Raw genomic sequence first — 14,383 nt, 5'->3', positions numbered from 1 at the left:
GACATCTGTCAATTATCATAGTTTTCGGTTTTGTCTGATGTAACGGCATATATGTGAATAATTTGGCCCTCTTCCGACAGAACGATGCCATTCAATTGACCTGTAAAATAACAACCGCCGTCTATTCCAATATATTTTTGATCTTTACTAATCCAAATATCATTGCAACCATGAATATGTTGTAATGGTGTATGACCAAAAACATTGATATACGGTGTTTTATTTTCATTTTTATAATGCTGGCGAATCCATAAGAAATTTTCATCCTCCGTTTCACCAACTGTCGCAAAACTCGAATCAAATCCTGCATGCGTCAACAACAGATTCCCTGCGATTTCATATAATTTGCCGTTATTTAAAAAATCCAATTCCGCCGTAAACTTCTCTTTAACGACCTGCGCTTGTTCAATCGGGTCAAGTTCATTTACTTCAACCGGTAAATACTTTAAAAATGAAGCCATTGTTTCCCGACCACCGTATTTGTAATAAAAGGCGTGTTTTTGCCCAGGATTTTCGAGAAAATCCAACAGCATCATTTCATGATTCCCTTTACAAAATATAACCTGTTCCCCATATTGCAACTTTAAGTCCATTACTTTTTGCACGACCTCATAAGACCGTGGACCCCGGTCAATCAAATCTCCGAGGATTACAAGGCAATCCTCTTGATTCCAATATGTTAGTAACTTTTCAAATGCTTTATACTGGCCGTGGATATCACTAATAATAAAGTAATTTTTCATATTGCACCTGCTTTTCTATAACCTATTTTACGCTACCTACCGCCATATACGGTTTACAACTGTTTGTTCATTGCTAAACTCTATTTCAAAGACATCCGGATTCGACAGCTGTTTCCATTCGTCAAATCCAAAATGCGGTTGAAAATGATTGAGTAGTAATGACATTATATTGCCGTGTGTAACGATTACCACTGACATATGAGTATTTTGTTTTAATTCTTCTACCACTTCAGTAATACGATGTGTCGCTTCATTACTTGATTCCCCGCCAGTAAATTTTAAATCCTTATCCACATACGTTTCTTTCAATTTTTCCAGCCAATCCGGAAGTTCTCCGCTACTTAATAACCGCTCACTTAATCGATGATCAATTTTGAAGGAAATATTGTTTTTTCGGACAAATGGTTCTATTGTATGTAATGCTCTTGTAAATGGACTTGAAATGGCTGTTTCTATATTTAAGTAAGTTAAAAAATTTGCTAAACGCTCACTCGCTTCCTTCCCAGCCATGGTTAAACATGCGTCTGGTGCTTGGCCCTCTGCTTCACAATGACGAATTACATATAGTTTCATGACTTAAATCTCCTTGCACTTCATTATAAGCCTAACTACCAATAATTTATCTATAGCCTCTTACTCTTTTACAGTATAAACTAATATGTACAAATATTAGAAGATATGAGGTAACAATAAATGGAAGATTGGATAAAAAATTTACCAGGTCCTGCAATTAAGCAAATTTTGGAGACAGCCTTTCCATGGTTTGTTGTCGTAGACAGAAATGCCAAAATTATTTACCTTAACGAAGGTTATTGTAATTTTCTCGAAGTAAAACGTGAAGAAGCGATCGGAAAACATGTAGCAGATGTCATTGAAAATAGTGAGATGCATCTTGTAATAGAAAAAGGGACACCTGATATTGCAGCCCCTCAATATATTAAAGGTACCTATATGCTTGCCAATCGTGTTCCGATTGTAATTGATGGGGAAATTATTGGAGCTTTCGGGAGTGTAACCTTCCGGGATTTAAATGACTGGAAAAAACTAAGTTCTCATGTTCGAAAGACTTTAGACCAAATTGAAACAAATATGAAACAATACCGGGAATCATTTTATAGCTTATCAGACATTAAAGGAACCTCCAACTCTATGCGGAAAATTAAAGAGACGATCATCATGATTGCTCCGACAAAACTGCCTGTTTTAATCGAAGGTGAAACAGGTACAGGTAAAGAAATGTTTGCCCAGAGTATTCATAGATTATCGGATCAGGTTGATTATCCTTTCGTGAAGATTAATTGTTCCACTATACCAAAAGAGTTGCTGGAAGGAGAATTGTTTGGAAAGTGGGATTCGGCCGAACAGCGAATTAAAACAGGAGGAATTCAGCGAGCACAGGGCGGAACTCTTTTTATTGAAGAGATAAGCGAACTCCCAACAACATTACAGGCAAAACTTTTAAAAGTCATTCAGGATGAAAAAGTCCAACCAGCCGGCACTGATGAAGTAATTCCCGTTGATGTTCGCATAATAGTAGGCTCAAATATGTCACTTGCTGGGCTTGTAAGAGAAAAGCAATTTCGTGAAGATTTATTTTACCTTATTCAGGCCATTACATTGCAAATTCCCCCACTTCGCGATCGTATTGAGGATCTTCCGGAATTAATACAAACTTTCATGCACAAATTCAGTTCCGAAGTGAGTCGCCAAGATTTTAAACTTAGCCGAAAAACTTGGTTGTTGCTTCAACAATATAATTGGCCAGGGAATGTTCGAGAACTCCAAAATGTGCTACAAGCAATTATTCAATTATCAAATGGAGAGCAAATTACTGAAGATGCATTACCTATTTATATTCGACGTCAAAAACCGGATTATACTCGAATTAATGGAACTTTGGAAGAAATTCTTTTTCAAGTGGAAGAGCAGATTTTACAAGAATATCTTGAAAATGAGAAGGACAAAATTCGGATAGCCGAGAAGTTGGGCATAAGCCGATCAACACTTTATGAAAAAATAAAAAAACACAACTTATGACCTAAATTCCGATATTTTGGATTAAATTCCGAAATATCGGATTTTTTAATTTCACATTAATCTAATCTTTTTAATTTCCTCCGGTAATTGAGTCCGATTTTTCGGAATAAAACTGCCTCAAATCCCGTCACAGTTCTGTCACACAATCTTGTATCCGTTAAAATATTCTGCTTTAATACTATTGAATATGCTTTTAGGGCAATATTTTCTCAAAAAATATTTTTCTATTGGAGGTAAAAATATGAAACGCATTTTCTCTTCTGCAGAAGAAGCAGTAAGTCAAATTCAAGATGGTGCAATTCTCATGGTTGGTGGCTTCGGATTGGTTGGTATCCCTGAGCAGTTCATCCTTGCACTTGAAGAAAAAGGAGTAAGCGATTTAACGGTAATTTCGAATAATTGCGGTATAGATGATTGGGGATTAGGACTTTTATTGCGGAAGAAGCAAATTAAAAAAATCATTGCGTCTTATGTAGGTGAAAACAAAGAGTTTGAACGTCAAGTCCTTTCCGGTGAAATCGAAGTGGAGCTAACTCCCCAAGGTACGCTTGCTGAACGAATCCGTGCAGGAGGTGCTGGTATTCCAGCCTTTTATACACCAGCTGGAGTAGGGACAATCACCTCGGAAGGAAAAGAAATTCGTAATTTCAATGGAAAGGATTATGTTTTAGAGACAGCGCTAAATGCTGATTTTTCTATAATTCGCGCTGCTAAAGCTGACCATTTAGGCAATCTGATTTATAACAAAACCGCTCAAAATTTCAATCCTATAATGGCTGCAGCTGGAAAAGTTACGATCGCAGAAGTTGAGGAAATTGTGGCAACGGGTGAATTGGATCCCAATATGATTCAAACGCCGAGTATCTATGTCAAGGGTGTGCTTCAGGCAAAACAAGAAAAGAAAATAGAAAGATTAACAGTACGTTAATTAAGAAAGGAGTATTCTAAATGACTTTATCTAATAGGGAACGAATAGCCATTCGGGCTGAAAAAGAAATTGAGCACGGTAACTACGTCAATTTAGGAATTGGGATGCCTACATTAGTCGCAAATTATATTTCTCCAGAAAAAACCGTCATCTTGCAATCTGAAAATGGTTTGCTTGGAATCGGACCTTATCCTACAAAAGAGGAGGTTGATCCAGATTTAATCAATGCCGGAAAAGAGACAATTACAACAATACCTGGCTCCTCTTTTTTCACAAGTGCAGAATCATTCGCAATGATCCGCGGCGGACATATTGATGTTGCCATTTTGGGTGGAATGGAAGTCTCCGAAAAAGGCGATTTAGCCAACTGGATGATCCCCGGAAAGATGATTAAAGGTATGGGTGGTGCGATGGATTTAGTCCATGGTGCGAAAAAAATAATTGTCATAATGGATCATGTCTCGAAAGACGGTTCTCCAAAAATTAAAAAAGAATGTTCTTTACCTTTAACTGGCAGAGGCGTAGTCCATAAAATTATTACGGAAAGAGCCCTAATTGAAGTAACATCACGCGGTTTAGAACTTAAAGAAGTATTTGAAGGATATTCTGTTGAGGATGTAATCCAAACGACTGAAGCAAATTTAATTATTGAGAATGTAAAAGAGAGCGTTTCTATTTAACTGTTTTCCTGCCAGATAAATGATGTAATACACCATAAATAAGAGTTTCTTTCATATGGCTATTGTCCAAAGGATAGAACTCTTACTACTATTGTACGAGGGGGATTTATATGGATTTGTTGGTTATTCTATTGGCGCTAGGATTATTAATGTTTGCTGCCTACCGCGGTTATTCAGTCATATTATTTGCACCAATCTGTGCGCTTTTAGCGGTTGTATTAATTGCACCAAGCAATGTTTTACCATTTTTCTCAGGTATATTCATGGAAAAGATGGTCGGATTTATTAAATCATATTTTGCTGTTTTCCTATTGGGAGCTATTTTCGGAAAAGTTGTAGAAATGTCAGGGATTGCCGAGTCAATTGCCAAAACAATTGTCGGCTGGCTTGGTGCGAAACGGGCAATGCTCACGATAGTATTGCTTGGCGCCATCTTAACATACAGTGGAGTGAGTTTATTTGTAGCTGTATTTGCGATTTATCCATTTGCTGCACAAATGTTTAGACAGGCAAATATTCCTAAACGTTTAATTCCGGGTACGATTGCTCTTGGTGCATTTACCTTTACAATGGATGCACTTCCCGGGACACCGCAAATACAAAACGTTATACCAATTGCCTTCTTTAAAACGGATATCTATGCTGCACCGGTTCTAGGTATCATAGGGGCAATTATTGTTTTATCGGCTGGGTTACTATACTTGGAATCTAGAAGGAAAAAAGCCGAATTAGCTGGAGAAGGTTATTTTGGATTTGATTCGGAAACGGCAGTTACGATTCAAAGTGCAGAAGTGAAGGATGAGCCTGCTCTTCCCGATTTAACAGCCAAACAATCGCTGTCAAGACAAATCCTAGCTTTTGTCCCGCTTATTTTGGTTGGGGTTACCAATAAAATATTTGTTACAAGTATACCGAAATGGTATCCAAATGGCTTTGACTTTGAAGCAATTGGCTTGAGTGCCTATAAAGTAGATGTAGCAACATCTGCTCCTATTTGGGCAATTATTATGGCGTTGATTGTGGGGATAGTATCATCGATTGCCTATGATTTTAAAAGGGTATTTAATGGATTTAAAGAAGGTGTTAATACAGCCATTGGAGGATCGCTGCTGGCTACTATGAATACCGGCGCTGAATATGGATTTGGCGGAGTCATCGCGGCTCTTCCAGGATTTGCAAAAATCAGTGACGGAATATCTACAACATTTACAAATCCACTTGTCAATGGTGCGGTTACAACCACTACTCTTGCAGGTATGACTGGTTCCGCATCAGGTGGTATGGGGATTGCGTTGGGAGCAATGGCTGATAAGTATAATCAAGCGATTATGGCTGCGAATATTCCACCAGAGGTAATGCACCGTGTAGTGGCAATGGCTTCAGGAGGCATGGATACCCTTCCGCATAACGGAGCGGTTATTACCCTGCTGGCGGTAACAGGACTCACACATAAACAGTCTTATCGTGATATTTTTGCAATTACAATCATTAAAACCCTAGCCGTATTTGTAATCATCGCACTTTATACATTCTTTGGGTTAGTATGATAGATCGGTAGTTACTAGATGGGCTGTTCAATACACCGAGAGTTTTAAGTAGTGTTTTGGAAATCAAATTTAAACGGAGCCAGATCATTTGGCTCCTTATCAAGGAGGCGTTTTTGGTGGTACTAAATAAAGTGGTATTCATTACAGGTGCGGCACAAGGTATAGGATTTGAGATTGCGAAAGAGTTTTATACAAAAGGTGCTACTGTTGTGCTATCAGATATAAATGAAGAAAAAGTGAAAGAGTCAGCAAGCACCCTTGGAGAACGGGCAATCGGACTTAAATGTGATGTAACAAAAGAAGAAGAAATTATATCAGCAATTGATGAAACGGTACAGAAATTTGATCGAATCGATATACTTATAAACAATGCTGGTATGCAGCATGTTGCAATGATTGAAGATTTTCCGACAGAGCGTTTCGAATTGTTAATAAAAATAATGTTAACTGCTCCATTTGTATTAACTAAGCATGTGTTACCGCATATGAGAAAACAAAAATTTGGCCGTATTATTAATATGGCTTCAATTAACGGGCTTGTTGGATTTGCAGGGAAAGCAGCCTATAATTCAGCCAAACATGGTGTTATTGGTCTAACAAAAGTTGCGGCACTTGAAACTGCATCAGATGGCATAACGGTTAACGCTATTTGTCCAGGCTATGTAGATACACCACTTGTTCGAAATCAATTGCAAGACTTAGCAGCAACACGTAATATACCTCTCGAAAACGTATTGGAAGAAGTGATTTATCCACTCGTTCCTCAAAAAAGATTACTTGATGTAAAAGAAATCTCTGATTTGGCTCTATTTATCTCAAGCGAGGGAGCAAAAGGAATGACTGGTCAGGCGATCGTTTTAGATGGCGGGTACACAGTCCAATAATTAATCCAGTAATGTTCATCTTTGTTTCTAGAGGTTTTTAACATAGCTTGTGCCTCGAAATCCAAGCTGTCTCGGCTTTGTGGGGTCCTTAACTCTCACGCAAAGACCTTTATTAATTAAACGGATGCCAAATTTACTGAAGTAATGCAGGTGTGTAGAAATTTTTTCACCTTTCAACACACCTGTTTTTGTTTGTCATCTGTAAACAGGCGATACCGGAAAACTGCTTGTGGGATATGTGAAATTACCTTTGTAAACAGTCAAGGGAAAAATATGGACTTGATATTTGCTCACTTCCCTCCTTACCAGCTATTGTTAATTTGGCTTATTTATTTTGTCCTATATTTAAAAGTGTCGGATAATATACATTTCATTACTGTAAAAGCTCCTTAATAATTAGTTCTAATTTTTTATAATCTTAAGCAGTTGTTTCATTGCTTTCTTTGCTTCCGGAATCGGAAATACCGGGAAAACATGGTTCATTTTTGGGTATTCATAGTAATGGATTGCTACACCCTGTTCTTTTGCTTTATCGAGAAGCATACTTGCATCGACTAGCAGCAGTTCACCTGTCCCGATAAAAGCGGTAATTTGTCCGATGTCTTTCAGTTCTCCATGCACAGGACTTATTTTGTAGTCGGTTAACTCCAATCCGTCCGCCCATAACCTGCCAAGTTCCTGTGCGCCTATCACTCCTAGCATCGGGTCAAGTTTTTCAAGTTCTCTGTAGCGCGGATCTTCACCCCGTACATCGAGCCATGCGGAATGTAGAACAATATGCTGCGGCTGTTTTTTGGAACATCTTTTAACATCCTGCGCCAGCGCCAATGACAAGCCTCCACCAGCAGAATCCCCCATAAAAAAAAAGGAGCATCATATTTTAAAACGAGATAATCATATAAATCGTGAATGGCATTAAAGCATTCTTTATGTGTATGTTTTGGTAGCTTCGGATAAATCGGCACAATAATCGTGAAATTTGACTCCTGTGCAAGCTTCACTAAATAACGCCAATGAAAAATCAGTGGATCATTAATATACGCACCGCCGTGGAAATAGTAGATGACCTTTTCCGGTGTTTGCTGTTCATTGATTGTATAATAGTGCATGCTATTCAGTTCGTCTTTTTGTATTTGGTGCTGCTCTCTAAATTTAGCATCCAGTTCATATGGTTTCTCGTTATGTTTCATTGCAATATAATCATCTAGCAGTCGTAAATCCATAAATTTCTTCTTTGTTCCGCGAAGTATTAAAAACTTCTCAAACAATACACTTTGCACGCTTCGCATACAATGCCTCCCTTTTTTCACATCCAACTTGTTCGATTTCCCATTGTTATCAATTCGACTAAAATAAATTGATCCCCTTTTAAATGGAAAAACGTTTCCACTTATTCATATGTACGCTTAGTAACTATTAGAAAACCTCAAGATAATTTCTACTTACTACTATTTTGATAAAACAAAAATGCAATAATTCTGAAACTTTTTTCCAACCTATTTTCTATGTATTACAGGAAAAAAACGAAAGTGGATAAAAGGATTTAAATTTGCCTATCATGCCCTTTCATACCGCCGTAAATTTTTACGTACGATTTATTCCATACCGATATGAATTCTTCCGTTAGCAATCATTTATTATTTTGAAGGGTTTTCCGCTAACTTTATATTTGTTACGCTATTGCTCGTGATCGTATTTGTTTTTCAAACGTCATATAATTACATAAAATGGGAAAAGGAAGATTAAAAAGCCTGAGTTCATTCGAAACCAGGCTTTTTTCATTATTTCACTCCGCTCGAACCAAAGCCCTTATCACCGCGCTCCGTATCCGACAGTTCGTTTGTTTCTTCAATGAACACTTGCGGGACATATTGGACGACTAGCTGAGCGATACGCATTTGCTTTTCAATCGTAAACGGTTCTTTCCCGTGATTGATTAAAATCACACCGATTTCACCGCGGTAGCCTGCATCAATCGTACCTGGACTATTTAACACCGTAATCCCGTGTTTCAATGCCAATCCACTTCGGGGACGTACTTGCGCTTCGGTTCCTTCCTGCAGTTCAATCTGAATGCCAGTTTTAATTAATCCGTATTCACCAGGCAGTAAAACTTTCTCTTCAACCGCACTTAAATCCATCCCTGCATCCCCTTCTCGCGCTTGTTTCGGCAATACAGCATCCGGGTGGGCTTTCTTAATTTTCAATTGAATTGACATATTCAACCAACTTTCTCATTTATAAAATCTATTTACATGCAGTTATAACAAAACCATATTTTTTCTTTATTTTCAATAGGGAGTTTTCTAGAATTCTTATTGGATTTATGTTATCTTTCTTTAGGCTCTTTACTTTTATGTTGTTAAAGCTTATACTCAATTCAACTATATATTGTGTTTTTTTATCACGGTACTACTAAATGTAGTTTAAAAGGGAAGTTTGGTGTGAATCCAACGCTGTCCCCGTAACTGTAAATGCTGACTGAAGACGAATAGACCACTGTGCAATGCATGGGAAGGTATGTCTGACGGATGAGGCAAAGCCAGGAGACCTGCCGCGTTAAAACTACGTACATTTCTTCGGGGAATAGGAAATGGAGGCGCTCTTTAACTCGTTTCCATTTCAAGCTATCCTGTTTTCCGGGATAGCTTTTTTATTTGTCACAAATCTCGCCCGCATACATGTACGACACGATTACTAGTAATATTTATATAGCGAGGGATTCTATTATGAAACTTTATACGAAAACAATTTGCCCAAAATGCCTATGGGTAAAATCAGAACTTGATGCGGCCAACTTGGAAGTAGAGGTCATTAATATTGACCAGGACGAAACAGCTAAACAAAAAGTAATCGATGCAGGTTTTCTATCTGTGCCGTTATTTGAAATAAACGGTGAGTTTATTGCAGAGCCGACATCTATTATCGATCGCATTTCTGAAATGACTGCATGATCATTTATGCTTCACGAACTGGTAATGTACGATACATCGTGCAAAAACTCGGCTTACCCGCAAAGGAACTGGCCGAAGTGATGAAAATCGATGAACCGTATCTTTTATTTACGTATACGGATGGATTAGGCTCTGTCCCCCCTATCGTCGACCAGTTCATGACTGCGCACTTTGATTTATGCAAAGGAATCATCGTAAGCGGAAACCGGAATTTCGGTCATGGTTTTTTCGGCCGTGCTGGTGACCTTTTAGCTGCACAATACGGAATTCCGTTAATTGAAAAAGTGGAAATGCGAGGAACTCCGGCTAATTACGAGTCGATTACAGATTACTACTACTCCATTTGGAAAGAGGCATCGATATGAAACAGTATTTAAAATTAAATAACGATATTTTAAACCGTTACCGTGCAACCGGTGAACTGGATTTGGCGAAAGACAAAGAAGCAACACGCCGCTATTTTCTGGAAGACGTCAATGTCCGTTTACGCTACTTTATTGATATAGAGGAAAAAGTGCGCTATTTAGTTGATGAAGGCTATTACGAAAAAGAGTTTTTTAATTTGTACACAATGGACTTTATTAAACGTATGTACAAAAAAGCCTATTCCTACAAGTTCCGGTTCCCTTCATTCATGAGTGCTTCGAAGTTTTACGAAAGCTATGCGATGAAAAGCCGAGATGGAAAAGAGATTCTTGAAAAGTACGAGGATCGAATTGTCATCATCGCCCTTTATTTAGCACAAGGTGATGAAACGTTGGCGGAAAAGGCCATTGAAGCGGTCATGACTGCCTACCAGCCGGCAACACCTACTGCTTTAAACAGCGGGAAAAAAGCGCGTGGTGAGCTTGTCTCATGCTTTAAATTGACGATGGACGATACGATGAATTCGATCGCGGAAAACATCGGTTATTGTCTGGAACTTTCCCGTTTAGGCGGCGGTGTCGGGGTAAACTTGACCGATCTTCGTCCTTTAGGTGATCCGATTAAAGGGATATTAAACCGTGCGAGCGGGGTTATGCCCGTTGCGAAACTGCTGGAAAATTCATTCTCGTATTCGAATCAGCTTGGTCAACGAAATGGTTCAGGAGTCGTCTACCTGAATGTTTTCCACGGTGATATTGAGGCGTTCATCTCTTCCAAGAAACCAAATGCCGACGACAAAATCCGTTTAGCTACACTATCTACAGGGATTATTCTTCCAGATATTTTCTTTGAATTAATGCGCCGAGATAAAGATATCGTCCTGTTCAGTTCTTATGATATTTATAAAGAATACGGGAAACGCATGTCAGAAATTTCGATTACAGAAATGTACTACGAGTTATTGGATAATCCGAACATCCGTAAACTGAAACGATTAAATGCCCGTAAATTGTATACGGAAATTAAAAAAGCGCAGTTTGAATCAGGCTACCCGTTTGAAATATTCGATGATAATGTTAATAACGAGCATCCATTAAAAGAAATCGGGCGTGTGAAGATGTCGAATCTATGCACTGAAATTCTCCAATACCAGCAAACAAGTGTTGTTACCGACCAAAACGAGCCTAATGTATATGGCCTTGATGTTTCTTGCAATTTAGGATCGATTGACATTCACGAAGCGACGAAAGTTCAGGATTTCGGACAGCTTGTCGATACAGCAATACGTCTATTGACGAATGTTTCTACGATGACCGATATCGTCAACGTCCCTTCTGTGTCCAAAGCCAACAAAGTGATGCACTCTGTCGGTTTGGGCGTTATGAACTTGCATGGTCACCTTGTACAAAGTGGAATACGTTATGGTTCCAAAGATTCGATTGAATTTATTGATGCATTTATGGAAGCACTGAACTATTACTCATTAAAAGCATCAATGGAAATTGCTAAGCAAAAGAACGAAACGTTTTATCGGTTTGAGGAAAGTGATTATGCGAGTGGTGTTTACTTTGAAGCTTATATAAATAAAGAAGAAAAAGAACTTACACCTGAAGTGATTAAAGCACTTGGGGGTACACCGATTATTACTCGAAATATGTGGCAGCAGTTGAAGGCTGACGTATTGGAGCATGGACTATTCCACTCATATAGACTTGCAATCGCTCCTACTGGCAGTATTTCCTACATCCGCAGCTGTACCGCTTCCATCGCCCCTGTAACAGAACGCGTGGAAGTTCGTGACTATGCGGACAGCCGTACAATTTATCCGATGCCGTTTTTAACAAATGATAACCAGGAACTTTATACCGAAGCCTATGAAGTAAACCCGTATGAGCTGATCGACCTTTACGCAGCCGCGCAAAAGCATGTCGACCAGGGGATTTCCATGACACTATACGTAACCGATCAGTGGAACACAGAACAATTGGCAAAAGCTTATATATATGCGTGGACGAAAGGCATTAAAACCGTTTATTACGTACGCCAACGATTACTAACAATTGAGGAGTGTGTCGCATGTCAGATTTAACGTATAAAGCGGTCAACTGGAATACCCCGACGAGTGAGCTGGCTCGTATTTTTTGGGACCAGCAATGGAAACAAATATGGTTCCCCGAAGAAATTGCAGTCAGTAAAGACATCAAACAATGGAAGGAATTCGAACATCAGGACACATACAAAAAAGTGTTCGGCGGCCTGACATTGCTTGATACGGTACAAACGAACATCGGCATGAATGAAATTGCCAAGTATACACCCGATTTCCAGGAGAAAGCGGTGTTAACCGTATTCGGATCGTTTGAAGCAATCCATGCAAAGTCTTATTCATATATTTTTACAACACTATGTACAAACACTGAAATCGACGAAGTTTTCGAATGGGTCCAAAAAAATGAGTTTCTACAATATAAAGCAAACCGCATTGGCGAAGTATACACCGCTATAAAAGAAGATGACCCGGAAAGCTTATGGAAAGCAATGTTCGCTTCAGTTATGCTGGAAAGCTTTTTATTCTATTCCGGCTTCTTCTACCCGCTTTATTTAGGAGGACAAGGTGTTTTAAGAAATAGTGCGGAAGTGATTAGTTTAATTTTGCGTTAAATCGTGGCGCAAGTAAAACTCTTTGAATTCAGGGAACATCCTAACGTTAAGTCGAGGACAATCCTGAGCCAAGATTGATAGTTAAAAGGTAAAAATATATCAATAAGGTGCAACGATCATCGAAAGCACATGGTTTTACATGGAAGCGAGTAGAGTAGGGTACAAGTCAATAATGGTATCCGAAGCGGAGAGATATAGCAAAAGCTATATATGATATGATCTGATCTTATAAGAAATTATAAGCTGCATATAGCAGAAGTAAGAATGACGAACTTACTTGAAACAAAATGGACGAATCAATCCACGGAGTAGCAGTCGGCTTTTTCGCCCAGAACATTTTCAAAACGTTCCCAGCAGAAAAACAGCAGGAGCTAACTTTGTGGGGCTATGAATATTTACTCGATTTATATCAAAATGAAATGAAGTATACCGATGATTTATACGCAGAAACGGGACTTTCCCCTGAAGTGAAAAAATATGTGCGCTATAATGCAAATAAAGCGCTCATGAATTTGGGGCTCGATACGATGTTCCCTGACGAGGAAGTCAACCCGATTGTCATGAACGGAATTTCCAATACAGGATCCACTTATGATTTCTTCAGTCAAAAAGGAGCAACTTATGCGGTTGCTAAAGTGGCCCCGATTACTGATGATACATTTAAATTTTAAAATTTAAACGCTATGGTTTTGAAGTGACCCCTAAAAGTTAGACACGGTAATTTAACCTAGGCAGCTTGGGTGAACTGAGTTCGGTATTGCACCGGACTCAGTTTTAATTTTGCCTTGATTCGTTTCGTATTGTAATATTCTATGTATTTTTCTAGTTCTATTTTAAAATGCTCGATACTCTCGAATTCCTTTAAGTAAAGGAATTCAGATTTTAGTATCCCAAAGAAATTCTCCATCACTGCGTTATCATGACAATTTCCTTTGTTTCATATTGTTTGACCCATTTTAAAATGGCTTGATAATTCGTTCCCATTGACATGACAATTTGATAAGAACTTTCTTTACCATCTAAGTAACGTAACGCCGCTTGTAATTTTCTCCCGCAGTAAATTTTGCCATAGAAAAACTGCACCTCCAATTGTTAGATGTGGTGCTGCACCCCAAAAGTTAGAGTAAAAAACTAACTTTCGGGGTGTTTTCCTATGGCAAAATATAGCGATGAATTTAAGTTAAAGGTTGTGAAAGAGTATTTAACAGGAAAAATAGGTCTTAAACGATTAGCTAAAAAATATTCCATTCCATCTAATACAGCGATTAGAACATGGGTAGTTGCCTACAAAGCATATGGGGATAATGGTATTAAACGTAAAAGAAGTAAGGAAGTCTATTCTGTTCAATTTAAAGTAGATGTATTACACTTTATGAAACAAACAGGTGCTTCCTATCAAGAGACAGCGATTCAATTTAAGATGAACAATCCACGTATAATCGCTAAATGGAACCAAAAATTTCTGAAAGAAGGGATAGAGGGCCTGCAAGAAAAAGCAAAGGGGCGCCCATCAATCCATTTTGCTTATAAATGCGCCCTAAGCAATTTGTAATTCCATAATCTCTTTTAAAATCAGAAATCTA

At 38.4% G+C, this 14,383-nt stretch carries 14 protein-coding genes, 3 pseudogenes and 1 riboswitch; of the genes and pseudogenes, 11 read left to right on the top strand and 6 right to left on the bottom strand.

Annotated features, from left to right (window positions below):
* Positions 1–8: 8 nt before the first annotated feature.
* On the bottom strand, positions 9–743 hold the full coding sequence (locus tag AC0VXV_RS08170; RefSeq protein WP_475531095.1) for a metallophosphoesterase family protein: 735 nt from the start codon (positions 741–743) through the stop codon (positions 9–11).
* Between the two features lie 36 nt (positions 744–779).
* Positions 780–1,316 carry a histidine phosphatase family protein gene (locus AC0VXV_RS08165; protein WP_475531094.1) on the bottom strand — a complete coding sequence of 179 codons (537 nt, stop codon included), beginning with the start codon at positions 1,314–1,316 and terminating at the stop codon, positions 780–782.
* Between the two features lie 120 nt (positions 1,317–1,436).
* On the opposite strand from AC0VXV_RS08165, the gene AC0VXV_RS08160 reads away from it, so the two are divergent.
* From AC0VXV_RS08160 to AC0VXV_RS08140, 5 genes are all read left to right on the top strand, one after another.
* On the top strand, positions 1,437–2,780 hold the full coding sequence (locus tag AC0VXV_RS08160; protein WP_475531093.1) for a sigma-54 interaction domain-containing protein: 1,344 nt from the start codon (positions 1,437–1,439) through the stop codon (positions 2,778–2,780).
* Between the two features lie 241 nt (positions 2,781–3,021).
* Positions 3,022–3,708, top strand: a complete 687-nt coding sequence (locus AC0VXV_RS08155; RefSeq protein WP_475531092.1) for a CoA transferase subunit A — start codon at positions 3,022–3,024, stop codon at positions 3,706–3,708.
* Between the two features lie 20 nt (positions 3,709–3,728).
* The gene (locus AC0VXV_RS08150) at positions 3,729–4,388 is read left to right on the top strand and encodes a 3-oxoacid CoA-transferase subunit B (RefSeq protein WP_475531091.1); all 660 of its coding nucleotides are present in this window, start codon (positions 3,729–3,731) and stop codon (positions 4,386–4,388) included.
* Positions 4,389–4,498: 110 nt separating this feature from the next.
* On the top strand, positions 4,499–5,935 hold the full coding sequence (locus AC0VXV_RS08145; RefSeq protein ID WP_475531090.1) for a GntP family permease: 1,437 nt from the start codon (positions 4,499–4,501) through the stop codon (positions 5,933–5,935).
* 116 nt (positions 5,936–6,051) lie between these two features.
* The gene (locus tag AC0VXV_RS08140) at positions 6,052–6,819 is read left to right on the top strand and encodes a 3-hydroxybutyrate dehydrogenase (protein ID WP_475531089.1); all 768 of its coding nucleotides are present in this window, start codon (positions 6,052–6,054) and stop codon (positions 6,817–6,819) included.
* A 402-nt stretch (positions 6,820–7,221) separates the two neighbouring features.
* On the opposite strand, the gene AC0VXV_RS08135 is transcribed toward AC0VXV_RS08140, so the two are convergent.
* From AC0VXV_RS08135 to dut, 3 genes and pseudogenes are all read right to left on the bottom strand, one after another.
* On the bottom strand, positions 7,222–7,677 hold the full coding sequence (locus tag AC0VXV_RS08135) for an alpha/beta hydrolase fold domain-containing protein (RefSeq protein ID WP_475531088.1): 456 nt from the start codon (positions 7,675–7,677) through the stop codon (positions 7,222–7,224).
* Positions 7,678–7,715: 38 nt separating this feature from the next.
* Positions 7,716–7,928: pseudogene (locus AC0VXV_RS08130) on the bottom strand (alpha/beta hydrolase); the annotation flags it as partial.
* A gap of 672 nt (positions 7,929–8,600) precedes the next feature.
* Positions 8,601–9,038, bottom strand: coding sequence for a dUTP diphosphatase (gene dut, locus AC0VXV_RS08125; RefSeq protein ID WP_475531087.1), 438 nt, complete (start codon positions 9,036–9,038; stop codon positions 8,601–8,603).
* Between the two features lie 171 nt (positions 9,039–9,209).
* A riboswitch (cobalamin riboswitch) is annotated at positions 9,210–9,392 on the top strand.
* A gap of 156 nt (positions 9,393–9,548) precedes the next feature.
* Here dut and AC0VXV_RS08120 point away from each other — a divergent pair.
* The 5 genes and pseudogenes from AC0VXV_RS08120 to AC0VXV_RS08100 all read left to right on the top strand — a co-directional run bounded on the left by AC0VXV_RS08120 (position 9,549) and on the right by AC0VXV_RS08100 (position 13,471).
* A complete protein-coding gene (locus AC0VXV_RS08120) occupies positions 9,549–9,773 on the top strand; it encodes a glutaredoxin family protein (RefSeq protein WP_475531086.1) in 225 nt (74 codons plus the stop codon).
* A complete protein-coding gene (gene nrdI / locus AC0VXV_RS08115) occupies positions 9,770–10,138 on the top strand; it encodes a class Ib ribonucleoside-diphosphate reductase assembly flavoprotein NrdI (protein WP_475531085.1) in 369 nt (122 codons plus the stop codon). Before AC0VXV_RS08120 ends, nrdI begins: the two co-directional genes overlap by 4 nt.
* Positions 10,135–12,228, top strand: coding sequence for a class 1b ribonucleoside-diphosphate reductase subunit alpha (gene nrdE / locus AC0VXV_RS08110; RefSeq protein ID WP_475531084.1), 2,094 nt, complete (start codon positions 10,135–10,137; stop codon positions 12,226–12,228). The genes nrdI and nrdE overlap by 4 nt, the downstream gene beginning before the upstream one ends.
* Positions 12,216–12,797: pseudogene (locus AC0VXV_RS08105) on the top strand (ribonucleotide-diphosphate reductase subunit beta); the annotation flags it as partial. The gene nrdE and the pseudogene AC0VXV_RS08105, both read left to right, overlap by 13 nt.
* Before the next feature lie 290 nt (positions 12,798–13,087).
* A complete protein-coding gene (locus AC0VXV_RS08100) occupies positions 13,088–13,471 on the top strand; it encodes a ribonucleotide-diphosphate reductase subunit beta (RefSeq protein ID WP_475531083.1) in 384 nt (127 codons plus the stop codon).
* A 56-nt stretch (positions 13,472–13,527) separates the two neighbouring features.
* Here AC0VXV_RS08100 and AC0VXV_RS08095 read toward each other — a convergent pair.
* A pseudogene (locus AC0VXV_RS08095) lies at positions 13,528–13,734 on the bottom strand (IS3 family transposase); the annotation flags it as partial.
* Positions 13,735–13,953: 219 nt separating this feature from the next.
* Between AC0VXV_RS08095 and AC0VXV_RS08090 the strand changes: the two are divergent.
* On the top strand, positions 13,954–14,352 hold the full coding sequence (locus AC0VXV_RS08090) for a transposase (RefSeq protein ID WP_475531082.1): 399 nt from the start codon (positions 13,954–13,956) through the stop codon (positions 14,350–14,352).
* Positions 14,353–14,383 lie beyond the last annotated feature (31 nt).

The organism is Solibacillus sp. iso_87, from assembly GCF_056173085.1.
The sequence above is the reverse complement of the archived record's forward strand: the minus strand, read 5'-3'. Positions and strand labels throughout refer to the sequence as shown.